Below are 22,577 nucleotides of genomic sequence, written 5' to 3'. Positions count from 1 at the left end.
CGGCCATTCTGGTGAACGCGTGGACGAGCGCAGGACGACGGGATCTACTAGGGATCGGTCGCTCTGATCCTCGACGACCTCACGGACGTCCAGCCCGACGTTGGATGTGCCGGCCCGGAGACGATCCTCGCGCATGTTCGCCGAGTTCCAGCCGGTCTTGATGACGGCCACGTTCGCTTTCTGCGTTCGAAGCCAGGAGCGCCTCGCGCACGGACGTGTCCTTCGCTTGCAGGTTTTCTGGTCCATGTCAGCCTGTTCGTCGACGGTGGTCAACCCGAGGATAGTGCGTGGCGGGGGTCTACAAGCGGGGCTCGACGTGGTGGGTGAGGTTCCAGTGGCACGGGAAGGAGATTCGCAGGAGCGCCCGGACAACCTCGAAGACTATCGCTCAGCAGTACCTCACCCAGATGTTGGAGGAGCATCGACGGCTTGATCGCGGCGGCCGTCCAAGACGTTCCTACCAGGAGATGTTGGAACGCTTCGCGTCGGAGTACCTTCCGACCCTCAAGCCTTCGACGCAGGCCCGGTACAGGGAGAGCTTCAAGCACCTGACGCCGCACTTCGGGGGCCTCTTCCTGGACGAGGTCAACAAAGGGCGCCTCGGCGACTTCGTGACCGTCCGTAAGAAGGAAGGAGTTACAGGCGCCACCATCCGCCGGGATTTGGCTACGCTCAGTTGCATGTTCTCGTGCGCCGTCGCCTGGGACCTCGTCGAGATCAACCCGGTCAGGCAGTTCTCGAAGAAGCACATCCGCGAAGCTCCGCCGCGCACCTCGTACCCAAGCGAGGAGGAGGTCGAGCGCCTCGTCGCGCACGCGCCGCCGATGATCGGCCGCCTGATCCACCTGCTGGCCCAAACCGGCATGCGACAGGAAGAAGCATGCAGCCTGGAGTGGAAGCAGGTCTCGATCGAGCGCCGGGAGATCCGGCTCTGGAAGACGAAGACCTCATCGCCGCGCACCATCCCGTTGAGCGACGATGCCCTGGGCACACTTGTAGGCACACCCCAGCATCCTGATCGGCGCTACGTTTTCTGGCACGGTGGCGAGGGAGAGAGATACGTCCACTTCGCCAGCCGGTTTGCCGTGATCGCGAAGCGGGCGAAGGTGCCCTGGAGGTGCCATGACTTGCGGCACCGATTTGCCAGCATTTTCCTCCAGGAAACCGGCGACCTCGCAGCTTTGCAGGCCATCTTAGGCCATCGCCATATCGCGGTGACGCTCAAGTACGCCCATCTGAACACCGCGCACTTGCACCGAGCAATCAAGCTCGTCGGCACAAAACCCGGTACAGCGCCGCTGGTTTCGACGACGTCAACTCCAACTGAGATGCCGGTAAGTGCTTGATCTGGCGGAAGCGGATGGGAATCGAACCCACCGTACGCTGTTGGCGTACCGCTGGTTTTGAAGACCAGGAGGGCCACCAGACCCCGTTCGCCTCCACGATCGGGGTTACGGGCCGCCACCTGCGGGGTCAAGGCCCGGACGCCCGCGGCCCGCAGCCCCAGCCTGAGGGGCGCGCAAACGTCGCGCCCTCAGGGCCCGCGCTCGTCCGGCGTGAGCGGCAGGCCGACCGAGGTCCCGGCGCGGGCCGACGTGACGGCCGCCTCCAGACACGCCATCACCCGGACCGCCTGCAGCGCCGCCGCCTCGTCGACCGGCCCGCGCAGGAGCGTCTCCGCGACCCCCTGGTAGAATAACCGCTGATCCCCGGCCACGGCCGGCGCCCGCGTCACCGTGCCGGTCCCGTCGTGGATCTCCAGCCCGTCCGGATCCGCGCCCCATCCCGACGCGCCGGGCACGAGCCCGGCCAGCAGCTGCTCCTCCTGCCGGTCCGCCCGGTGCTTGATCAGGCTGCCGGACTCGCCATGGACCACGAAGCGGGGCGATCCGCCGGCGACCAGCATGCTCGCCTGGAGCACCACCCGCAGGCCCGGATACGCCAGCACCACGTGGGCCCAATCGTCGGAGCGCGCCCCGGGGCGGAGGCGCGCCAGGCTCGCGGTCACCCGGTCGGGCAGGCCGAAGAGCAGGAGGGCCTGATCCACGAGATGGGGCCCGAGATCGTACCAGATCCCGCTGCCGGGACCGCCGCCCTCGCGCCACCGGTCACGGATGCGGGGCCGGAACCGGTCGAAGCGGGATTCGCAGTGCCGCACCGGGCCGATCACGCCGGCCGCGATGGCGCGGCGGACGGTCAGGAAGTCGCTGTCCCAGCGGCGGTTGTGGAAGACCGCGAGCAACCGGCTCCGGCTCCGCGCCGCCGCGCGCAGCGCGCGGGCCTCCGCGAGGTCGAGGGTGAGGGGCTTGTCGACGACGACGTGCTTGCCCGCCGCCAGGGCGGCCTGCGCGAGCGGGGCGTGGCTGTCGTTGGGGGAGGCGATCACCACGAGGTCGATCGCCGCCGACGTCGCGGCGGCGAACGGGTCGGCGACCACCGCAACGCCGGGCAGATCGGCCTCGACCCTGGCGGGATCGCGCGAGCCGACCACCCGGAGTTCGAGGCCCGCGACGGCGCGGATCAGGGGCGCGTGGAAGGTCCGGCCGGAATAGCCGTATCCGATCAGGCCCACGCGGATCGCGGCGCTCACCGCGTCCGACCGCAGGCACGGTCCCTGAGCGGCGCCCGGAGCGGCACCCTGGGCGGCGCCGGGACCGGCACGGCCGCCATGAGATCGAGCATCCGCGCTTCTCTCCGGCAGGTCGAGGGCAAGTCCAAAGGCGGTTCCAACACTTTCCGGGCCTACATCCAGCAGATCTTTCCAGACAGACAACCCGCTCCAGCGCCATTCTTCCAGATCATCCCCGCGGCCGCGAAGATTAGCAGCGTGTTCCACGCCGCGCAAAGCCGGATCTGCGGCCGGCATCGCGCAGGACGGCCTCGAGCGCCGCCGCCGGCTCGTCCGAGCCGGGTCAGCGGCCGACGCGACGGGATCCGATGCCCCGCGGGCGCCCCTCCGGTGCCGCACGCTGCGGCGTATTGCCGGGCCCGCTGCGGCCGCCAGACCCGGATTCGTATTAATTCCGCCACACTGTTGTGGCCCTGCACCAGTCATGCCGTTCCTGAGACGCTCACCGACAGAGGAAGGCCCGTCGCCCGGCCCCGAGGGGGCCGGGGAGGGGGCGGGTCCGGACGCGTCCCTGGCGGAGTCCCTGCGGCCGGGCCCGCGCGGTCCGGGCTGGATCGGTGCCGCCATGGTGGTCACCGCCCTGGTCTCGGCGCTCGCGACCTTCCTGATCCTGGCCGGCGTGATCCGGGTGACGCCGACGCCGGCCTACGGCGTGACGCTGCTCGCCATCAACGCCGTCCTGGTGCTCGGGCTGGCCGTCATCATCGCCTGGGAGGCGCGGGTCTTCCTGCACGCCCGCAAGGCCAACGCCGCGGTGGCGCGCCTGCACACCCGCATCGTCGGCCTGTTCTCGCTGATCGCGATCCTGCCGACGATCCTGCTCGCCGTGGTGGCGTCCGTAACGATCGACCGCGGCCTGTCGCTCGGCTTCACCGACCGGGTCCGCGACGTGGTGCTCAAATCCGTGGAGGTGGCCGACGCCTACCAGGAGAACCAGTGCCAGAGCCTCGCCCGCGAGATCCGCATCCTCGCCGACGACCTCACCCGCGCCCGGCCGAACTTCGACGTGAACCGGGACTGGTTCCAGACCTTCCTGACCACCCGGGCGACCAATCTCGGCCTGCCGGTGGCGCAGATCATGCGCGGCCCCACCGAGGTGGTGGCCCGGGCCAAGATCGACATCCTCAAGACCAACCGCCTGCCCTCGGCGGCGGCCTTCGAGGACGCGGCCAACTCCGCCGACCCGATCTGCCTCCTGCCCACCGAGGGGCGGGTCTTCGCCGCGCTCCTGCGCATGCCGGCCTACGACGACGCCGTGCTGATGGTGCAGCGGGAGGTGAGCCAGCTCGCCATCGACTTCCCCGGCGTGTCCCGGGCGGCGGCCGCCGAGTACCTCACCTACGACTCGCTGCGGCGCTCGATCCAGATCACCTTCGCGTCGGTGTTCCTGCTGATCGCCCTGATCGCGCTCCTGTCGGCGGTGTGGTTCGGAATGAACTTCGCCAACCGGTTCGTGGCGCCGATCCGCCGGCTGATCAACGCCGCCGACCAGGTGGCGTCGGGCAACTTCTACGCTCAGGTGCCGACCAAGAAGACCAGCGGCGACCTCGCCCATCTCGGCGAGAGCTTCAACAAGATGACCCAGGAGTTGCGCCGCCAGCATGCCGGCCTGATCGCGGCGAGCGACCTGATCGACACCCGCCGCCGCTTCACGGAAGCCGTGCTGTCGGGGGTCTCGCCCGGGGTGATCGGCCTCGACGCGGCGGGCTTCGTCACCATCGCCAACCCCGCCGCCGAGCGGATGGTCGACCTGGAGAGCGACGCCCTGGTCGGCCAGCCGCTGGCCCGCGCGGTGCCGGAACTCGCGCCGGTGCTCGCCGAGAGCGAGGCGCGCCCGCGCAGCCTGCAGCAGCAGCAGGTCCAGCTCACCCGGTCCCGGGGCGAGCGCACCATCACGGTGCGGGTCACGAGCGAGCAGGCGCAGGGAGCCTCCCGCGGCTCGGTGGTGACGCTGGACGACATCACCGACCTCGTCCAGGCGCAGCGCAGCTCCGCCTGGGGGGACGTCGCCCGCCGCATCGCCCACGAGATCAAGAACCCGCTGACCCCGATCCAGCTCTCCGCCGAGCGGATCCGGCGCAAGTACGGGAAGGTCATCACCGCCGACAAGGAGGTGTTCGACCAGTGCACCGCCACGATCGTGCGCCAGGTGGACGAGATCAAGCGCATGGTCGACGAGTTCTCGGCCTTCGCGCGGATGCCCAAGCCGGCCATCGCGCCGAACGACCTCACCGAGATCGCCAAGCAGAACCTGTTCATGATGCGGGTCGCGCACCCGGACATCGACTTCGCGTTCTCGGCCCAGACAAACCCGGCCCAGGGCGGGGCCGGTGAATCCGAGAAGATCGTGGCGGCCTTCGACATCCGGCTGCTCAGCCAGGTGATCACCAACATCCTCAAGAACGCCGTCGAGGCGGTGGCCGAGGTGCCGGAGGCCGAGCTCGGCAAGGGCAAGATCTCCCTGAGCCTCGCCGTCGAGGACGGGTTCGCGGTGATCGCCGTCACCGACAACGGCAAGGGTTTCCCCGCCGAGGGGCGCCAGCGCCTGCTCGAGCCCTACATGACCACCCGCGAGGGTGGCACCGGGCTGGGGCTTGCCATCGTCAGCAAGGTGCTGGAGGAGCACGGCGGCGGGATCGAGCTGAACGACAATCCCGCCGGTCGCGGCGGGCAGGTGCGGATGCGGGTGCCGCGCGAGCACGGGCCCGAACCGTCCGCCGCCCTCGAGACCCGTCCCGTCACGACAGAGGAGAAGGGCGCCGCACCGACGGCCCCCCGGATCGCGGAGATGCACGCATGAGCGCCGATATCCTGATCGTCGACGACGAGGCCGACATCCGCGACCTCGTGGCCGGGATCCTGGACGACGAGGGCCACCGCTGCCGCACGGCCGGCGGCTCGGACGAGGCACTCGCCGCCATCGAGGCGCGCCGGCCGCACCTCGTCTTCCTCGACATCTGGCTGCAGGGCTCCCGGCTCGACGGCCTGCAGGTGCTCGACCTGATCAAGGCCGCCAATCCCGACCTGCCCGTGGTGATGATCTCGGGCCACGGCAACATCGAGACCGCGGTCTCGGCCATCAAGGCCGGCGCCTACGACTTCATCGAGAAGCCCTTCAAGGCCGACCGGCTGATCCTGGTGGCCGAGCGGGCGCTGGAAGCGTCTCGGCTGCGGCGCGAAGTCCGCGACCTGACGGCGCGCTCCGGCGCCGCCAACCGCATCGTCGGCGGCTCGCTGGCGATCAACCAGCTGCGCCAGACCCTCGACCGAGTGGCGCCCACCAACGCCCGGGTGATGATCACCGGCGCCTTGGGCGCCGGCAAGGAGCTCGCGGCGCGCAGCCTGCACAAGGCGTCGGCCCGCTCGAACGGCCCGTTCGTGCTGCTGAACGCGGCCGCGATCCTGCCCGAGACCATGGAGGCGGAGCTGTTCGGGGTCGAGGGCGAGAGCGGCCGGCGGGTCGGCGCCCTGGAGGAGGCCCATGGCGGCACCCTCTACCTCGACGAGGTCGCCGACATGCCGCGCGAGACCCAGAACCGGATCCTGCGCGTCCTCGTCGACCAGAACTTCCAGCGGGTCGGCGGCACGACGCGGGTCCACGTGGACGTCCGGATCATCTCCTCCTCCTCCCGGGACCTGCAGGAGGAGATCGCCGCGGGCCGCTTCCGCGAGGACCTGTTCCACCGCCTCTCGGTGGTGCCGATCCGGGTGCCGGCCCTGTCGGAGCGCCGGGAGGACGTGCCCGAGCTGATCCAGTTCTTCATGGACAACATCTCGTCCCAGACCGGCCTGCCCAAGCGCCGGATCGCCGAGGACGCGATGGCGGTGCTGCAGTCGCACAACTGGCCGGGCAACGTCCGCCAGCTCAAGAACAACGTCGAGCGGCTGATGATCCTGACCCAGGCCGACCCGGAGCAGGAGGTCACCTCCGAGATGCTGCCCTCCGAGATCGGCGCCCTGGTGCCGACCACCCCGGGGGGCGCGGGCGGCGAGAAGCTGATGAGCCTCGCGCTCCGGGAGGCCCGCGAGATCTTCGAGCGGGAATACCTCGTGGCGCAGATCGCGCGGTTCTCGGGCAACATCTCCCGCACCGCCGAATTCATCGGCATGGAGCGCTCGGCTCTACACCGCAAGTTGAAGTCCCTGGGCATCGGCCCGTGAGCCGGAGGACCGGGCGGACGCGGTGAAGGCGGTGTCGATCCGTCACGGATGAAGCCGGGGCGGGGGTTGCTTGCGCCCACGCTTTCGCCAAGTCATGGTGCTTGTATACAAAGCCGCGGTCGGGATGGTCGGACGATCCGGCCCGCGGCAGACCCATTCCGGACGGAACGAGCCGGGACAACAAGAAGGCCAAGAAGATGGCGGGCGAACGCGCACAGAACCTTCAGGACACCTTTCTCAACCATGTCCGCAAGAACAAGATCCCGCTGACCATCTTCCTCGTCAACGGCGTCAAGCTCCAGGGCGTGGTGACGTGGTTCGACAATTTCTGCGTGCTGCTCCGCCGGGACGGGCACTCGCAGCTGGTCTACAAGCACGCGATCTCCACGATCATGCCGGGCCACCCGGTGCAGCTGTTCGAGCCGGACGAGACCGCCGAGAAGGCGTGACGCCAGCGATGGGCGAGGGCGCCCGCCGGGGCTCTCCCGTCCCCCTCTGCGGGGCGGGTGGCGTCCGCAGGCGGTCGGGTCGGGACGAAGGCCCGCGAGGGCGAGCGACGGTGCAGGATGAGCCTGTGCCCGCGTCGGCGGAATCCGCCTCCTCCTGAGCCGGGGTTCCCCCTCCGGCGCCTGCCGACGCAGGGCCATCCGCTCCCGCAGAGAGGGGGCGTGCGGACGCGCGCGATCCGCACCTTTGCGGATATCTGTATCCGTGGCCGCCCGGCATCTTGGCCCGGCCCGCCCGCATCCCCATTCTGACGGATCCGACTTCTCGAACGAAGCCGCCGGCCTTCCGGCGGTGTCAAAGGCTGCATGACCGAAACGCTGACGTCCGGCGAAGCCCGCCTCCAGGCGCAGGCCGCCCCCGAGGGCGAGATCGCCGCGGCGACCCACACCCTGGTGATCGGCCCCTACCTCGCGCGCAGCGCGCACGGGACCGGGAACGGGCACGGATCGGCCGCGCCCCTGCGCTCCGTGGAGGCGCGGCTCGACGAGGCGACCGGACTCGCCGCCGCGATCGAGCTCGACGTGGTCGAGAGCCTCGCCATCAGCCTGCCGCGGATCCGCCCCTCGACCTATCTGGGCAAGGGCCGAGTCGAGGAGATCGCCGGCCTGATCCGCGCCCGGGAGATCGGCCTCGTCGTGATGGACTGCGCCCTCTCGCCCGTGCAGCAGCGCAACCTCGAGAAGGCCTGGGGCGCCAAGGTCATCGACCGCACCGGCCTGATCCTGGAGATCTTCGGGCGCCGCGCCTCGACCCGGGAGGGCACCCTCCAGGTGGAGCACGCCCACCTCGCCTACCAGAAGTCCCGGCTCGTGCGCTCCTGGACCCACCTGGAGCGCCAGCGGGGCGGCTTCGGCTTCCTGGGCGGTCCCGGCGAGACCCAGATCGAGGCCGACCGGCGCATGATCCAGGAGCGCATGACCCGGATCGAGCGCGATCTCGACGCGGTGGTGCGCACCCGGGGTCTGCACCGGCAGAGCCGGGCGCGGGTCCCGTACCCGATCGTGGCGCTCGTCGGCTACACCAATGCCGGGAAGTCGAGCCTGTTCAACGCCCTGACCCGGGCCGAGGTCACCGCGAAGGACATGCTGTTCGCCACCCTCGACCCCACCGCCCGGGCGACCAAGCTGCCCCACGGCGAGACCGTGATCCTGTCCGACACGGTGGGCTTCATCTCCGACCTGCCGACGCCGCTGATCGCGGCCTTCCGGGCGACCCTGGAGGACGCCATCGAGGCCGACGTGCTGCTCCACGTGCGCGACGTCTCCCACGTCGATTCCGAGGCCCAGGCCGAGGATGTCGGCGAGGTCCTGCGCGAACTCGGGATCGAGACCAGCGCCGACCGGATCATCGAGGTCTGGAACAAGGCCGACCTCCTCGACGACGACGAGCGCAACCGGCTCCTGAACCTCAGCGGCCAGGCCAAGGCCCGCAACGACCGCGACAGCGCCGCGCCGGTCCTGGTCTCGGCGGTGACCGGGGAGGGGCTCGCGGCCCTGTCGGCCCGGATCGAGGCCCGGATCGGGCGCAACCGGGCGAGCTTCGCGGTGGCCCTGCCGCCGGAGGACGGGGCGGCGCTCAACTGGCTCTACGAGAACGCCGAGATCCTCGACCGTCGGTCCGAGGCCGACGGCACCCTGCACCTCGCGGTCCGGATCGCCCCCGAGAAGGAGCCCCGCTTCCTCAACCGCTTCGCGGCGGCCCGGCGCCTCGGCCGGGGCGGTTGATGGCCCCGGGCGGCCTCGGAAACTGGTTGCCTTCCGCGCTGCTGCCCGCCTGGGCGCCGGCCGAGGGCAGGGCGGATCCGGGATCGGACGACGAGGCGGTGCTGCGGGCCATGCAGGCCGGCGGTGGCCTGCGCCTCCTCGGCCTGCGGGTGGTGATCGTGCTGGTGCTGCTGATGGCGGCCCAGGCCTATGACGGCTCGCTGCACGCCCTGAGCCACTGGCTCATCCTCGGCCTCTACGGCCTCGGCACGGTCTGGTTCGGGCTGCGGGAGCGGGGCGGCGGCCCCCGGGCCAACGCCTATAGCTGGGCCGGCACCCTGCTCAACGCCGGGCTCGCCGTCTACGTCATCATCGAGCACATGCTGGCCGGGGGCGGGGCCGGCCTCGGCGCCGACGCGGTGAGCCGCCTGCCCGCCTTCCTGCTCCTGCTCCAGACCGGCCTCAGCATGCGGGTGGCGCAGACCCTGCTGTTCTGCGGGCTGGTCACCGTCTGCTGGAGCGCGGCCTCCCTGTTCGGCCTCTTCTATCCGGAGCTGTTCCCGAGCCCCGACACCTTCCCGACTGCGCAGATGACCGGGCTCGCCACCTTCGTGGCGGCGGGCCTCCTGGTGGTCGACGGCACGACCCGCCTGCGCGCCGCGGTGGCGCGCGCCCTGCGGATGGAACACGAGCGGACCCAGCTCGCGCGCTTCGTGCCCGACACGGTCGCCCTCGACCTCGCCGGCGAGGACGGCGATTCCGGGCTCGGCATCCATCGGCGCCACGCCTGCCTGATGATCCTCGACATCCGCGGCTTCTCGCGGCTCTCCCGCGAGCACCCGCCCGAAGCCATGGTGGCGGCGCTGCTGGCCGTCCGGGCGGCCGCCCAGGCGGCGGTGTCCGAGCAGGGCGGCCTCGTCGACAAGTACATCGGCGACGCGGTGCTCGTGCAGTTCGTGATCGGCCGGCCCGACGCGCAGGCGCGGGCGGCGCTGGCCTGCGCCCTGTCGATCCGCCAGCGGATGGCCGCCCTCAACGCCGCGCGGGCGCGCGAGGGTCTGTTCACCGTCCGGGTCGTGGTCGCCCTGCACGCGGGCGACCTCCTGGTCGGGGTCTTCGACGACGGGGTGCGGGCCGAGTACACGGTGCTGGGTCCCGCGATGAACGCCCTGTCGCGGATCGAGGCGCAGGCCAAGGCCGCCGAGATCGAGGTCGCGGCCTCGGGCGACTTCCTGGACTTGTTCGGCGGAACGCTGCCGGCCGGCATCCGGGCCGCGCCGGTCCCGCAGGCGGCCCTGCCGGGATTGCTCACCCTGTTCGCCGTCGCGGCGGAGCGGCCCCCGAGCCGGCCCCCGCCGCCCGCCCGCGCGTGTCGGGCGGGGCCGGACATCCCCCACCTGCCACAGGATGCCGCGGCGCGCTCCGCGGCGACGCCGGAACCGGGCCGGCTTTAATCCGTTCGGTCGGCGCGGCGCAGGGTCGCGGAAAGACATTCGGTCCATGAACAAGATCATCCTCGGCGCGGCGCTCGCGCTCGGCCTCGTCGTCGGCGCCGCAAGCCCGGGCCTCGCCTCTCCCGGCGACGGCCTCGACCGGAACGCCGCCGCGCAGGGCAACGGCCGCTTCGGCGGCATGCACCGCAACGCCCGGATGGAGTCGCGCACGATGATGCACCGCGCCCACCGGATGCGCCGGCACCATCGCCACCATCATCACCGCTGAGGCGGTCGGCCTGCCGATCCGGCGGTTTTCGGCCGCGGTGCGCGGACCGGATCGGAAACCCCTTCCGGTTCGGCCGGTTTTCGGGGATCAGTGGTGCCGGAGGGTGGCGGGCGCAGCGGCTTCTGCTACGCCCGCCCCGGTTTGCGCGCCCGCGGGGCCGGGCGCGGCACCGCGGAGGATCGATGCTGGGATCGGGACGGTTGGGGCGGCTCGCCCTGGGATGCGTCGCGGCGCTGGCCGCATCCGCTCCGGCGGAGGCGCAGGACAGGGCGGTCCCGCCCCTCGTCTTCACCGGCATCCCCGACCAGGACGAGAGCCGCCTGGTCGAGCGCTTCGGCAGGGTCGCGGCCTATCTGGAGGCCAAGCTCGGCGTGCCGGTGCGCTACATCCCGGTGAAGAGCTACCCGGCGGCGGTCACCGCCTTCACCAACGGGCAGGTACAGCTCGCGTGGTTCGGCGGCTTCACCGGCGTGCAGGCCCGCAAGGCCGTCCCGGGCTCCCAGGCGATCGCGCAGGGCGCCGAGGACGCGGCGTTCAAGACCTACATCATCGCCAACGCCGCGACCGGCCTGAAGCGCGGGGCGGACTTCCCCAAGGACATCCAGGACAGGACCTTCACGTTCGGCGCCCGCGCCTCGACCTCCGGGCGGCTGATGCCGGAATACTTCATCCGCCAGGCCTTCCCGGGGAAGAGCCCTGAGCAGGTCTTCGCCCGGGTCGGATTCTCCGGCGACCACACCCGCACGATCCAGCTGGTCCAGTCCGGCGCCTTTGCGGTGGGCGCCGTCGACTACTCGGTCTGGGATCTCGACACCAAGGCCGGCAAGGTCGACCCGACGGCCGTCACGGTGATCTGGGAAAGCCCGACCTTCCCCGACTACCAGTGGACCGTGCGGGGCGACGTGGAGCAGACCTACGGCGCGGGCTTCACCGAGAAGCTGCGGACGGCCCTGACCGGCGTCACCGACCCGGCGATCCTGGAGCCGTTCGGGCGGTCGAAGTTCGTGCCCGTGAGCAACGCCGCCTACGAGCCCCTCGTCGCAGTGGGCCGCTCCACCGGCCTGCTAGACTGAACGCCGTGGCGGGCGGGACCGGATCCCCGGCGGCGATCGTCCTCGCGGACGCCGCGGCATCCTATGGCGGGCGCCCGGTGCTCACCGGCATCGACCTGACCGTGCGGGTGGGGGAGCGCCTCGCGCTGATGGGCCGCTCGGGGGCCGGCAAGTCGACCCTGATCGGCCTGATCCACGGGCAGGCGCCCGAGCGGGTGGCCCTGGTGCCCCAGGCCGCCGCCCTGGTGCGCCCGCTCTCGGTGTTCCACAACGTCTACATGGGCCGTCTCGACCGGCGCTCGACCCTGCACAACCTCCGCAACCTGGTCCGCCCCGCGCGGCGCGACGTCGCCGCCGTGGAGGATGTCCTCGGCCGGGTCGGGCTGGCCGACCAGCTCTGGGCCAAGGCCGGGGCCCTGTCGGGCGGCCAGCAGCAGCGCGTCTCGGTGGCCCGCGCCCTCTACAACGGCCGGCCGATCCTGGTGGGCGACGAGCCGGTCTCGGCGCTGGATCGCCAGCAGGGCGGCCGGATCCTCGCCGAGTTGGCCCGCAGCCACGAGACCCTGATCCTGGCGCTGCACGACGTCGCCCTGGCCCTCGCCCATACCGACCGGATCGTCGTGCTGGAGGCCGGCCGCATCGTCCTCGACGCGCCCTCCGCCGGCCTCGATCCGGCGCGCCTCAGCCCCTTCTACGAGGCCGCCTGATGAGGCGCGGCGCCGCGTTCCTGCCGCGGCCGGGCTACGCTTCGGTGAGCCGCTGGCTCCTGGCCGCCGCGCTCGCCGGCCTGCTCGTGGCCGACCTGCAGGTCACCACGCTCCATCCCTGGTCCGACCTTTCCCGCCTGCTGGGCGGTCTGACCCGGCCCGACCTCCTCGCCGTGGACGGCCGGAGCGTCGTCTACACGGTGGCCTTCGCGGTGCTCGGCGTCGGGCTGGGCGCCGGGACGGGCCTGCTGCTGGCGATGCCCTTCGCCCGCTCCCGCGCGGTCCGGCTCGCCTGCGCGGCCGTCCGCGCCGTCCACGAGCTGTTCTGGGCGCTGCTCCTGATGCAGGTCTTCGGGCTCTCGGCGACCACCGGCGTGCTCGCCATCGCGCTGCCCTACGCGGGCATCTGCGCCAAGGTCTATGCCGAGCTGATCGAGGAGGCCGACCTCGCGGCCCTCCGGGTCCTGCCGGCGGGCACCGGCACGGTCTCGGCCTTCCTGTACGCCCGCCTGCCCGAGGTGGCCGGGCGCATGCGCGACTACACCCTCTATCGTCTGGAATGCGGCCTGCGCTCCAGCCTCGTGCTCGGCTTCATCGGCCTGCCGACCATGGGCTTCGCCTTCGAATCCGCCTTCCGCCAGGGCCGCTACGCCGAGGCCGGGGCGCTGCTGCTGATCTTCTACGCGCTGATCGGCACGCGCCGGCTCTGGGTGCGCGCCCGGACCCTGCCGGTCCTGCTGGTGGGCGCCGCGCTGGCGCTGCCGCCGACCGTCGGCAGCGCGGCCATCGGCCCGAGCCTCGCGCGCTTCCTCGGCCACGACATCGTGCCGGCGCCGCTCCGGGGCGCCCCCCTGGCCGAGCCCGAGACCTGGGTGCGGCTCTGGTCGTGGCTGCGCCCGATCCTGACCGAGCAGATCCTGCCCGGCACCGCGCAGACCCTGGTCCTGGCGCAGATCGCCCTGGCGGCGACCGCCCTCGGGGCCCTGGTCCTGTTCCCGCTCACCGCGCGGCGCTTCGCCGGCCCCCTCGGGCGGCCCCTCGGGCGGGCGCTGCTGGTGGTGGTGCGCTCCACGCCGGAATACATGCTCGCCTATGTCGGCCTGCAACTGCTCGGCCCCTCGATGCTGCCGGCGATCCTCGCGCTGGCGCTGCACAATGCCGGGATCGTCGCCTACCTGATGGGCCGGCACGCCGACGCGATCCCCTACCGCGCCGACGCGCCGCGGGGCCTCGACCTCTACGCCTACGAGACCGTGCCCCGCCTCTACGGCCAATTCCTGGCCTACCTGCTCTACCGCTGGGAGCTGATCCTGCGGGAGAGCGCGATCTTCGGGATCCTGGGGGTCACGACGCTGGGCTTCTACGTCGACGCCGCGATCTCGGAATTGCGCCTCGACGTGGCCACCCTCCTGATCGCCGCCACCGCCCTGGTGACGGTGGCGGTCGACGCCGTCTCGCGCGCCTTACGCCGGTCCCTGCGGATCGACGCCTTGCCGACCAGACTGTCGGGTCCGCAGCCGATCACCGGGGCGGAGGCCCCGTGAAGGGGCAGGGGTGCGGTCGGAACACGCGCCCCGACTGCCCCCTCAGGATGTGCGAGAGCAGCCGCCTCGGCCCGCGCGGTGTGAACCGCGTAGCCCCTGCGGCGGAGGGGGAACCACGGGGTCGATGTCGGGCACTCTCACCACTTGTAGCTGACCTTCGCGAGCACCCGGCGGGCATCGCCGTAGAAGCAGGAATTCTCCGCCTGGCAGGACGAGACGAAGCGCCGGTCGGCGAGGTTCGTGGCGTTCACCTGGAAGCGCCAGTTCTCGTAATCGTAGTGCACCTGCGCGTCGAACAGCACGTAATCGGGCAGGCGCAGGGAGTTGGCCACGTTGGCGAACGAGCGCCCGATGTAGCGCACGCCGCCGCCGAACCCGAAGCCGCGCCAGTCGCCGGCCGGGATCGTGTAGTCGAAGAACAGGTTGGCGAGGTTCTCCGGGGTGTTGACCGGCACGCGCCCGATCTGGTCGAGGTTGCCCCGCACGGTGTTGATCCCGAAGACCGTGTAGGAGGCGACGACGTTGAGGCCGTCGAACAGGTTGGCCACGAGCTGCGACTCGAAGCCGGTGGAGCGCACCTCGCCGATCTGCTGCTGGAACAGCGTGTTCGCCGGGTTCGGGGTCTGCACGTTGCTGCGGTGAATGTCGAAGCCGGCAAACGTCAGGAAGTAGCCCTGGCCGGGCGGCTCGAACTTGACGCCGCCCTCGATCTGATCCCCCGTCTCCGGCCTGAAGGTCTGGCCGTTGATGTCGGTGCCGATCAGCGGCTGGAACGAGGTCGAGTACATCACGTACGGCGCGAGGCCGAAGTCGAAATTGTAGATCGCCGCAGCCCGGTAGGTGAAGGCGCTGTCGTTGCGGCCGTTGCTGTTGGCGGGCGTCAGGCGGTCGTAGACGCGGTTGTCGACGAAGTCCTGACGGCCGCCGAGGATCAGGCTCAGCTCCGGCGTCAGCTTGATCTGATCCTGGAAGTAGAGCCCGACCTGCTGGAACGAATCCGCCTGGATCAGGTAGGGCGAGGCCGAGACCGCTTGCGGGCCGTAGAACGGCGCGAGGATATTCAGGTTCGGGCCCGGAAAGCCCGAGGCTTGATTGTCGTGGATCTGGAAGTTCCGGTACTCCACGCCCATCAGGAAGTCGTGCTTGAAGAAGCCGTCGAAGAACCGGGCCTCGGCCTGGGTGTCGACGTCGAGCTGGGCGACCTTGGCGTGGTCCCGGAACAGGTAGCGGGCGAGCTGCGTCTGCTGGGGATCGGCGTAGCCGAGCTGGCCGATATAAGAGTTCTGGTAGCTCTCCGCGAAGGCGTAGCGGGCGTTCTGGCGCACCGCCCAGGTATCGTCGAAGACGTGCTCGAACTCGTAGCCGATGAACGCCTGGTCGCGCCGGAAGGTGTTGAAGCCGGCATCGCCGACGTTGAGCGAGCGCGGGATGCGCAGGCCCAGCACCGTGGGCTTCACCGTGCCGAAATAGGGCAGGAAGTTCGAGGTCACCGCCGTGTTGTCGTGCTGGAAGCTCGACAGCACCGTGAACCGGGTCGCGCCGTCCGGCTTATAGGTGAAGGCCGGAGCGATGTAATAGCTGTCGTCCGGCGCGCCCTGGACCTGCGTGCCGCCGTTGCGGGCGTAGCCGGTCAGGCGGGTGAACCAGTGGCCCTCCCGGTCGGCCGGGCCGCCGACGTCGAAGGCGGCGTAGCGCTGGTCGAAGGAGCCGCCGCCGACCTCGATCAGCCCGAACGGGTTCTCGGTCGGGCGCTTGGTGACCTGGTTGATCAGGCCGCCGGGATTGCCGGCGCCGAACAGCACCGCGGCGGGGCCGCGCAGCACCTCGACGCGCTCCAGCCCGAAGGTGTTGATCCGGTAGTAGGCGAAGCCGTAGTTCAGGAGCTGCAGGCCGTCCCGGTAGAGGCCGTAATCGCTGGCCACGAAGCCGCGCAGCTGGAAATAGTCGAGGCGCGAGTCGGCCCCGAAGGTGCCCGCATAGGTGCCGGCCACGTACTGCGTCGCCTGCTGCAGGGTCTGGGCGTTCTGCGTGTCGATCTGCTGGCGCCCCACGACCGTGATCGATTGCGGCGTCTCGATCAGCGGGGTGTTGGTCTTGGTGGCGGTGGCCGAGCGCTTCGCCACGAAGCCGTCGATCGGGCCGGTGGGGCTCTCCACCGCCCGCGCGACCGCGCCGGCCTGCGCCACCGGGACCGGACCGCCGCCGCGGCTCTCGACGCTGAGCTCCTCGAGCTGCACGCTCCCGCCGGCCGGCGGGCTAGAGATCCCGCGGCGCGGCGCCGCATCCTGGGCGAAGCCCGGCGCGGCCTGCGCCAGGACGGCGAGCGAGGCGCCGGCGAGAAGGGCGCGCAGGGCGCTTGGATAAGGGTGAGCGGCTCTCATCGGACCTGTGCCCCGTACGACCTCGCGGGCAGCCGACCGCGTGCGCCGGGATCAGGCCCGGCGGGGCTGCACCGCAGTTTAGAATTGTGCTAAAGTGATGTGATTACTCAGCTTTCCAGAACCCGGAGTACGGGTGGTCCGGCTCGACCGCAAGGCGGCTTCGCGCGGAAGGCGAGGAGTGTTGCCAGCGCGACACGTGCCGGTGAGGCGGCCCCGCGGGGCAGGGCGGGCCGCGCGTCCAGGATCGTCCGGCGATCGTCCGACCCTCCTCCGGCGATCGTCTGGAACGTCCCTGTGGACAGGGCCGGCCGCGATGTCCGGCGGGCGGCCTACTTCGCGCGGCCCGCGAGCCAGCCGGCCAGCAGATCCGCCACGGCGTCGCTGTTGGTCTCCAGCATCATCATGTGGCCGTTGCCGTTCAGGCCCCGGTCGGCCAGCCGGATCACGTCGGGCTTGGCGCCGGCCTGGGCCAGGAAGGCGACCGTGCAGTCGTCGTAGGTGGCGTGGAAGGAGGCCTCCGCGGTCACCACCACGGCCGGCACCTTGGCGAGGTTCGGCAGGGTCCGCACGGGCTCGCCCTGCAGCCAGCAGCGGATCCGCCCGTCCGCCCCCCTGCTGTCCGTCCCCTTGGCGTCCGGGCCCCTGTTATCCGGACCCTTGGTATCCGGACCCTTGGTATCAGGCCCCTTGGTATCCGGACCCTTGGCCTGCTGCACCACGATCAGGTCCTCGGGCGCCTTGACGGGCGGCTCGAAGGTCAGTGGCATCCGGGTCAGCCCGTAGGCGCGGGCGCGGCCATCCCCGGCCTTCTCCCAGAACTCCCTGCCGCCGCGGAACTGCACGTCGAAGAAGGGCGGTCCGTTCGGCTCGACGGAGACATGCGCCTTCACGAGGTCCGGCCGCGCATCCGAGGCCGCCCAACCGAACAGGGCCGCCTGACCGTGGGTGACCAGGATCGCGGGTCCGACCTTCTCCAGGAGCGCCATCAGGGCGGGATCGACCAGTTCCTCGGTCTGCTGGCTGTTGGCGAGGAACGGGACCTGACTGGCGAAGAACTGGTCGAAGGCGGCGTTGCCCTGCACGCCGGGGCCGCCCGGCCAGCGGGTGTGGAGCTTGGCCTGCGGGTAGAGGTCGTAGACCTCCGGCGCCGTGTGGGTCCGCTCCAGGCTGCGGGTGCTCAGCCGGTCGTAGGGGCCGTAGACCTCCGGGTTGGTGCCCGAGCGTCCGCGCCCGACCTGATCGACCACGTAGACCTGATAGCCCCTCTCGACGAAGCGCTGCACCCAGCCCGGCCGTCCGTCCGCGGTGGCGAGGTAGTTCACGCCGGTCTGGGCCAGCCCGTGCACCATCACGACCGGGTAGGGCTGCGTGATCCGGGCCGGGGTGCGCGACTGCACGAACATCTGGCCGACCATGACGGTCTTGTCGCCGAGCTTCTGGTAGCGGCCGCCGATGTAGTAATAGCCTGCCCGGGTCACCGGCTCGTCGGCCGCCGGCCCCTGTGAAGACGCCTGTGAAGATTCCTGTGCGGGCGGCAGGGACGGGGGTCGGGCCGGGGCCGTCGCCTGGGTCGGGAGCGGGGCCGGGACCGTGCCCTGAGCCCGCGCCGCCCCCATCGCCAGGAGACCCCCGTGAACGACGAGCAGCGCCGCGAGGGCGCCGTTCGCGATGCCGTTGCCGGCCATGCTGTCTCTCCAGAATGCGCCCCGCTCCTCGCGGACGCTTGTTGCGGCAAACGCAACGCTCGCCAACCGGGAAAGCTGCACGGTTCGGCTCTGCGCGTCTCGGCGTGCATCGCGGGCGCGTCTCGGCGCGGCGCGCCCGCGATGCACGCCGGCGCGGCGCCCCTGCGCCAGACGCACCGCGGGAGGCGGACACCGGTCGAGCCCGGACCCACGCGCATGCCAGGCGCGACAACCGCGATGCTGGCGCGGGCGCGGCGCAGCACCCACCTTGGCTTGGTACGCGCGCCGGAAGCGGCGCCCTCGCCCTGACAGCCCGGGCGGGACCGAACGAAGGACTCCAAGCCGTGGATCCCGTAACCGCCAAGACCCTCGTCTCCGCCGCCCTGGTCGCCTCCATCGCCCTGTTCAGCCTGATGGCGGTCCAGGCGGTCTTCGCGCGGGTCCTGGCCGACCTTCGCGACGCGCGATCGGCCCCGAAGGCCGTGCCGGTGCCGGTGCCGGTGCGCGCCGAGCGGCGGGATCCCCCGCGGGCCTGATCGGCCCGCGTCCGGGCGCGGGAAGCGCAGACGTCCGGAGCCGCCGGGTCTTCGGACGTGCGGCGGATCAGGCTCCGTCCTGCCGGGCCCGTGCGCGCAGGAGATACTTCTGCACCTTGCCGGTGGAGGTCTTGGGCAGTTCCCCGAACACCACGTGGCGGGGGAGCTTGTAGGACGCGAGCCGCCCCCGGCACCACTGGATCAGTTCGTCGGCCGTGGGGGTGGCGCCCGCTTTCAGTTCGACGAAGGCGCAGGGGGTCTCGCCCCATTTCGCGTCGGGCTTGGCCACCACCGCGGCCGCGGCCACCGCCGGGTGCTTGAACAGGGCGTCCTCGACCTCGATCGACGAGATGTTCTCGCCTCCCGAGATGATGATGTCCTTCGAGCGGTCCTTGAGCTGGACGTAGCCGTCCGGGTGCTTCACCCCGAGGTCGCCGGTGCGGAACCAGCCGCCCTTGAAGGCAGCCTGCGTGGCGGCGGGATTCTTGAGGTAGCCGCGCATCACCACGTTGCCGCGCATCATCACCTCGCCGATCGTCGCCCCGTCGGCGGGCACCGGCTCCAGCGTCTCCGGATCGCGCACGTCGAGGGCCTCGAGCACCGGGTAGCGCACGCCCTGGCGGGCCTTCCTAGCCGCCCGATGGTCGGCCGCCAGGGCGTCCCAGTCGGCGTGCCAGGCATTGACCACCGCCGGCCCGTAGCTCTCGGTCAGGCCGTACAGGTGGGTCACCTCGAATCCGGCCTCCGACATGCCGGCGAGCACCGCCTCCGGCGGCGGCGCGGCGGCGGTAAAGAACGCCACGCGCCGGGGCAGGTCCCGGCGCTCCGAATCGGGGGCGTTGATCAGCATCTGCATGACGATCGGCGCGCCGCAGAGATGCGTGACCCCGTGCTCGGCCATCAGCCGGTACATCGCCTCGGCGCGCACCTGGCGCAGGCATACATGGGTCCCGGCCACGATCGAGAGGGTCCAGGGGAAGCACCAGCCGTTGCAGTGGAACATCGGCAGGGTCCAGAGATAGACCGGGTGCTGCCCGAGCCCCCCCGTGATGACGTTGCCGAGTGCCAGCAGCGCCGCCCCGCGATGGTGGTAGACCACCCCCTTCGGGTCGCCCGTGGTGCCCGACGTGTAGTTGAGCGTGATCGCGTCCCACTCGTCACCGGGCAGCGGCCAGTCGTATTCCGCGTCGCCGGTCGCCAGGAACGCCTCGTAGTCGGTCTCGCCGAGGCGTTCGCCGGGGCCGTCGTAATCCGGATCGTCGACGTCGATGACGAAGGGCTTCGCCCTCAGCCCCTCCAGCGCCGCGGCGGCCGTCCTGGCGAATTCGCGGTCGGTGATCAGGACCTTGGCCTCGCCGTGCTCCAGGCAGAAGCGGATCGCGTCGGCGTCGAGGCGGGTGTTGAGGGTGTTGAGCACCGCCCCGGTCATCGGCACCCCGTAGTGGCACTCGATCATCTCGGGGGTGTTGGCCAGCAGCGCCGCCACGGTGTCGCCGCGGTCGAGCCCGCGCGCCGCCAGCGCCGAGGCGAGGCGGCGGGCCCGCGCGTAGAGCTCCCGGTAGGACCGCCGCAGGGTGCCGTGGACCACCGCGACCTGATCGGGGAACACCCGCGCGGCCCGGTCGAGGTAGAGCAGGGGGGTCAGCGGCTGGTGGTTGGCCGGGACGCGGTCGAGGTCGCGGTCGTAGATCGTGTCGCGGGCCATCCCCGTCCTCCCGGCAAAGTGGTGCCGGGACCGTAGCTTGCCGGGGCGGGCGCGATCAATCGAGCGCGGCCCGCGGAAACGCTTCAGTGGCGCGGCTCGTCCTCGGGCTCCGGCAGGAAGCGGGCGAGTTCGAAGCCGATCTCGATCATCAGGTGCTCGATCCGGTCCGTGAGCGCCGGCCGCCGCAGGGCGCGGGCGAGGTCGCGCAGGGCGATGATGTGCTCGGCCATCCGGTTCACCATGCGCTCGCTCTGCACGAGGTTGGCGGCCTGCTCCTCCGTCCGGTCGATGGCGATGCCCCGGCCGCGGGTCGCACCGCCGGCCGGGTCGCGCTCGATCCGGCCGCGCAGCAGCAGCGTGCGGATGCCGGCCCGCGTGTCGCGGGTGCGGAACTCCGCCTCCATCGGGCCGCCGGTCTCGGCCACGGCATGCAGGTAGCTCTCGATGCGGATGCGGTCCTCGGGATGGGTGCGGTCCAGGAAGGCCTCGAGGGACACGCCGTTGGCCGCCGCCTCCGGATCGAGGCCGAGCAGCCCCGCGAAGGTGGCCGAGAGCGCCAGCCGCCCGGCCCAGTAATCGTGCGTCCACGTGCCGACCACGCCGGAGGCCTCGAGGATGGATTGCGGGATCGGGGCTTCGGCCATGCCATTCCTCGCCGGGACATCCAAATTTTTTAAACCTGAGGTATTCACCTCCGACAAGCTCCTCATGCCAGCCGTCTCCAGGCTAAGGCATCTATGCGGCGCTGGAAAGGCTGTTAACCCATTCTATGCCAAAAGTCTTAACCTGAAGTTTAGATGCCTGCCCCGGCTGCCACCCGGATCGGCCGGTCCGGGGCGCGGTGCGATCTTAACGAGTCGTTAACCATGTCGGCGGCAGCGTGTGCCGGGGCATCCTTGGGTCACAGGATCGCGGCAGGCCGCGCATCCCGGGACCTGAGGTTGGCCCGCGGGCGCGATGACCGGGCGCGGCGGGCGCCCGGACGGATGCGCGGGGCCTTCTGGAGGACGCCCAGGATGAAAGCGATCACCTTCGTTACGCAGAAGGGTGGCAGCGGCAAGAGCACGCTGTGCATCTCCCTGGCGGTGGCCGCCCGGGAGGCGGGCCACACGGTCTGCATCCTGGAGATGGACCGGCAGGCCACCATCTCCGACTGGCTCGACCACCGCACTGCCGACGGTCCGGAGGTGGCGCAGATCGACGCCACGCAGATCGACGCCGTGATGGAGCGCCTGCGCGATTCCGCCTACGATTTCGTGTTCATCGACACGCCGGGGGTCGATTCCACCGGCACGCTGTCGGCGATCCGGGCGGCGGACCTGTGCATCATCCCGTGCCGGCCGACGCCCGCGGACCTGCGGGCGTTCAAGCCGACGCTGGCGGCCGTCTACCGGCTGGAGAAGAAGTTCGCCTTCGTGCTGAACCAGACCCCGCCGCGCTCCTACCGGGTCCGCGACGCCGCGGACGGCCTGGCGGTGCTCGGCATCCTGCCGGACGTGAACATCGTGTCCCGGACCGACCACCAGGACGCCATCGGCCTCGGCCAGGGCGTCACCGAGTTCAACCCCAAGGGCCAAGCGGCCGGGGAGGTCCGCCGCCTCTGGTCGTGGATCGAGCGCCGCACGCAGTCCCTGAGGACGGGTCAGCATGTCCAAGCCGCCTAAGCTCAGCCTCGCGGCGATCGTGGCCTCGGCGAACCCGCCCGCGAAGGCACCCCTCCGGCCGCAGGGCGCCGAGATCGTGTCGCTGGCCCTCGCCCCGCCGCCACCGAAGCCCGCCGCCACGCTGAAGCAGCGGGCCCGCCAGATGTCGGTGTACCTGGAGCCGCCGGTCTACGAGCAGCTCCGGGACCTCGCCTACGCCGAGCGGACCAAGATGCACGCGCTGATGCTGGAGGGTCTCGACCTGCTGTTTAAGCAGCGCGGCGCCCAGTCCATCGCGCAGCTCACCGACACGCAGGCCCGCTGACGGCGGCCCCGTTCGTCGAAGGCGTGCCGGCGGCCATCGTCGGCGCTGCGGTCGATGGGGATCCGAGAGCCCCTGCGGGCCCGGTCGGTGTGAATCCTCCGTCGCGACACGGGACGCGATGCCGATGCCGGGCCGGCTCGCGAAAACGGAGGGCCCGTCCGCCCCCGGTCCCGAGGCGCCGCGGCGCGGCGGAGGGACGGCGGGGTGCATCGCCCGGCGGGGCGTCGCCTCTTCAGCGTGTACGCCCCGTGACCCGCCGGTGGGGCACCCGCGCTCA

18 protein-coding genes and 1 tRNA gene are annotated in these 22,577 nt (G+C 71.2%); 13 read left to right on the top strand and 6 right to left on the bottom strand.

What is annotated here, in order from left to right; genetic code table 11:
- The first annotated feature begins 287 nt into the window (after positions 1–287).
- Entirely contained in the window at positions 288–1,346 is a 1,059-nt protein-coding gene (locus MKK82_RS34195) for a tyrosine-type recombinase/integrase (RefSeq protein WP_243986216.1), read from the top strand.
- 2 nt (positions 1,347–1,348) lie between these two features.
- On the opposite strand, the gene MKK82_RS15365 is transcribed toward MKK82_RS34195, so the two are convergent.
- Positions 1,349–1,441 (bottom strand) — tRNA-Sec (locus MKK82_RS15365).
- Positions 1,442–1,534: 93 nt separating this feature from the next.
- A complete protein-coding gene (locus tag MKK82_RS15360; protein ID WP_243986215.1) occupies positions 1,535–2,590 on the bottom strand; it encodes an oxidoreductase in 1,056 nt (351 codons plus the stop codon).
- Between the two features lie 463 nt (positions 2,591–3,053).
- Between MKK82_RS15360 and MKK82_RS15355 the strand changes: the two genes are divergently transcribed.
- The 9 genes from MKK82_RS15355 to MKK82_RS15315 all read left to right on the top strand — a co-directional run bounded on the left by MKK82_RS15355 (position 3,054) and on the right by MKK82_RS15315 (position 14,025).
- Positions 3,054–5,429: a sensor histidine kinase NtrY-like gene (locus tag MKK82_RS15355; RefSeq protein ID WP_243986214.1), complete on the top strand. Its 2,376-nt coding sequence runs from the start codon at positions 3,054–3,056 to the stop codon at positions 5,427–5,429.
- A complete protein-coding gene (locus MKK82_RS15350; protein WP_238291250.1) occupies positions 5,426–6,790 on the top strand; it encodes a sigma-54-dependent transcriptional regulator in 1,365 nt (454 codons plus the stop codon). Before MKK82_RS15355 ends, MKK82_RS15350 begins: the two co-directional genes overlap by 4 nt.
- Before the next feature lie 197 nt (positions 6,791–6,987).
- On the top strand, positions 6,988–7,239 hold the full coding sequence (gene hfq, locus MKK82_RS15345; protein WP_007563033.1) for an RNA chaperone Hfq: 252 nt from the start codon (positions 6,988–6,990) through the stop codon (positions 7,237–7,239).
- Between the two features lie 363 nt (positions 7,240–7,602).
- Complete coding sequence (hflX, locus tag MKK82_RS15340; RefSeq protein ID WP_243986213.1) at positions 7,603–9,021, top strand: GTPase HflX; 1,419 nt, start codon at positions 7,603–7,605, stop codon at positions 9,019–9,021.
- 26 nt (positions 9,022–9,047) lie between these two features.
- Positions 9,048–10,454 carry an adenylate/guanylate cyclase domain-containing protein gene (locus tag MKK82_RS15335; RefSeq protein WP_243986211.1) on the top strand — a complete coding sequence of 469 codons (1,407 nt, stop codon included), beginning with the start codon at positions 9,048–9,050 and terminating at the stop codon, positions 10,452–10,454.
- 46 nt (positions 10,455–10,500) lie between these two features.
- Positions 10,501–10,722 (top strand): hypothetical protein, encoded by a 222-nt coding sequence (locus MKK82_RS15330; RefSeq protein ID WP_238293290.1) that lies wholly within the window; start codon positions 10,501–10,503, stop codon positions 10,720–10,722.
- A gap of 182 nt (positions 10,723–10,904) precedes the next feature.
- Positions 10,905–11,795 (top strand): putative selenate ABC transporter substrate-binding protein, encoded by an 891-nt coding sequence (locus tag MKK82_RS15325; protein WP_238293288.1) that lies wholly within the window; start codon positions 10,905–10,907, stop codon positions 11,793–11,795.
- Between the two features lie 5 nt (positions 11,796–11,800).
- Complete coding sequence (locus tag MKK82_RS15320; protein ID WP_238293286.1) at positions 11,801–12,481, top strand: ATP-binding cassette domain-containing protein; 681 nt, start codon at positions 11,801–11,803, stop codon at positions 12,479–12,481.
- Entirely contained in the window at positions 12,481–14,025 is a 1,545-nt protein-coding gene (locus MKK82_RS15315; RefSeq protein ID WP_243986209.1) for a PhnE/PtxC family ABC transporter permease, read from the top strand. Before MKK82_RS15320 ends, MKK82_RS15315 begins: the two co-directional genes overlap by 1 nt.
- Before the next feature lie 137 nt (positions 14,026–14,162).
- Here MKK82_RS15315 and MKK82_RS15310 read toward each other — a convergent pair whose 3' ends face one another.
- Together MKK82_RS15310 and MKK82_RS15305 are read right to left on the bottom strand one after the other, a co-directional pair.
- Complete coding sequence (locus MKK82_RS15310; RefSeq protein WP_243986208.1) at positions 14,163–16,406, bottom strand: TonB-dependent siderophore receptor; 2,244 nt, start codon at positions 16,404–16,406, stop codon at positions 14,163–14,165.
- Between the two features lie 329 nt (positions 16,407–16,735).
- Positions 16,736–18,091, bottom strand: coding sequence for an alpha/beta hydrolase (locus tag MKK82_RS15305; protein WP_238293280.1), 1,356 nt, complete (start codon positions 18,089–18,091; stop codon positions 16,736–16,738).
- Between the two features lie 344 nt (positions 18,092–18,435).
- Here MKK82_RS15305 and MKK82_RS15300 point away from each other — a divergent pair, with 344 nt between their 5' ends.
- A complete protein-coding gene (locus MKK82_RS15300; RefSeq protein WP_238293278.1) occupies positions 18,436–18,627 on the top strand; it encodes a hypothetical protein in 192 nt (63 codons plus the stop codon).
- 67 nt (positions 18,628–18,694) lie between these two features.
- On the opposite strand, the gene MKK82_RS15295 is transcribed toward MKK82_RS15300, so the two are convergent.
- A complete protein-coding gene (locus tag MKK82_RS15295) occupies positions 18,695–20,332 on the bottom strand; it encodes an acyl-CoA synthetase (RefSeq protein WP_238293276.1) in 1,638 nt (545 codons plus the stop codon).
- Between the two features lie 83 nt (positions 20,333–20,415).
- Positions 20,416–20,976 (bottom strand): PAS domain-containing protein, encoded by a 561-nt coding sequence (locus tag MKK82_RS15290; protein ID WP_238293274.1) that lies wholly within the window; start codon positions 20,974–20,976, stop codon positions 20,416–20,418.
- A 372-nt stretch (positions 20,977–21,348) separates the two neighbouring features.
- Between MKK82_RS15290 and MKK82_RS15285 the strand changes: the two genes are divergently transcribed.
- Together MKK82_RS15285 and MKK82_RS15280 are read left to right on the top strand one after the other, a co-directional pair.
- On the top strand, positions 21,349–21,996 hold the full coding sequence (locus MKK82_RS15285) for a ParA family protein (RefSeq protein ID WP_010686460.1): 648 nt from the start codon (positions 21,349–21,351) through the stop codon (positions 21,994–21,996).
- A complete protein-coding gene (locus tag MKK82_RS15280; RefSeq protein WP_238293271.1) occupies positions 21,980–22,300 on the top strand; it encodes a ribbon-helix-helix domain-containing protein in 321 nt (106 codons plus the stop codon). The genes MKK82_RS15285 and MKK82_RS15280 overlap by 17 nt, the downstream gene beginning before the upstream one ends.
- Positions 22,301–22,577 lie beyond the last annotated feature (277 nt).

The organism is Methylobacterium sp. E-046 (assembly GCF_022829625.1).
GTDB classification, from domain to species: domain Bacteria; phylum Pseudomonadota; class Alphaproteobacteria; order Rhizobiales; family Beijerinckiaceae; genus Methylobacterium; species Methylobacterium longum.
Note: the sequence above shows the minus strand (reverse complement) of the source record. Positions and strands in the feature narration are given on the sequence as shown.

Coding starts and splice junctions, on each gene's coding strand:
- MKK82_RS15355 (WP_243986214.1), top strand. CDS start 3,054: ATGCCGTTCCTGAGACGCTCACCGACAGAGGAAGGCCCGTCGCCCGGC.
- MKK82_RS15350 (WP_238291250.1), top strand. CDS start 5,426: ATGAGCGCCGATATCCTGATCGTCGACGACGAGGCCGACATCCGCGAC.
- hfq (WP_007563033.1), top strand. CDS start 6,988: ATGGCGGGCGAACGCGCACAGAACCTTCAGGACACCTTTCTCAACCAT.
- hflX (WP_243986213.1), top strand. CDS start 7,603: ATGACCGAAACGCTGACGTCCGGCGAAGCCCGCCTCCAGGCGCAGGCC.
- MKK82_RS15330 (WP_238293290.1), top strand. CDS start 10,501: ATGAACAAGATCATCCTCGGCGCGGCGCTCGCGCTCGGCCTCGTCGTC.
- MKK82_RS15325 (WP_238293288.1), top strand. CDS start 10,905: ATGCTGGGATCGGGACGGTTGGGGCGGCTCGCCCTGGGATGCGTCGCG.
- MKK82_RS15315 (WP_243986209.1), top strand. CDS start 12,481: ATGAGGCGCGGCGCCGCGTTCCTGCCGCGGCCGGGCTACGCTTCGGTG.
- MKK82_RS15310 (WP_243986208.1), bottom strand. CDS start 16,406: ATGAGAGCCGCTCACCCTTATCCAAGCGCCCTGCGCGCCCTTCTCGCC.
- MKK82_RS15305 (WP_238293280.1), bottom strand. CDS start 18,091: ATGGCCGGCAACGGCATCGCGAACGGCGCCCTCGCGGCGCTGCTCGTC.
- MKK82_RS15295 (WP_238293276.1), bottom strand. CDS start 20,332: ATGGCCCGCGACACGATCTACGACCGCGACCTCGACCGCGTCCCGGCC.
- MKK82_RS15290 (WP_238293274.1), bottom strand. CDS start 20,976: ATGGCCGAAGCCCCGATCCCGCAATCCATCCTCGAGGCCTCCGGCGTG.
- MKK82_RS15285 (WP_010686460.1), top strand. CDS start 21,349: ATGAAAGCGATCACCTTCGTTACGCAGAAGGGTGGCAGCGGCAAGAGC.
- MKK82_RS15280 (WP_238293271.1), top strand. CDS start 21,980: ATGTCCAAGCCGCCTAAGCTCAGCCTCGCGGCGATCGTGGCCTCGGCG.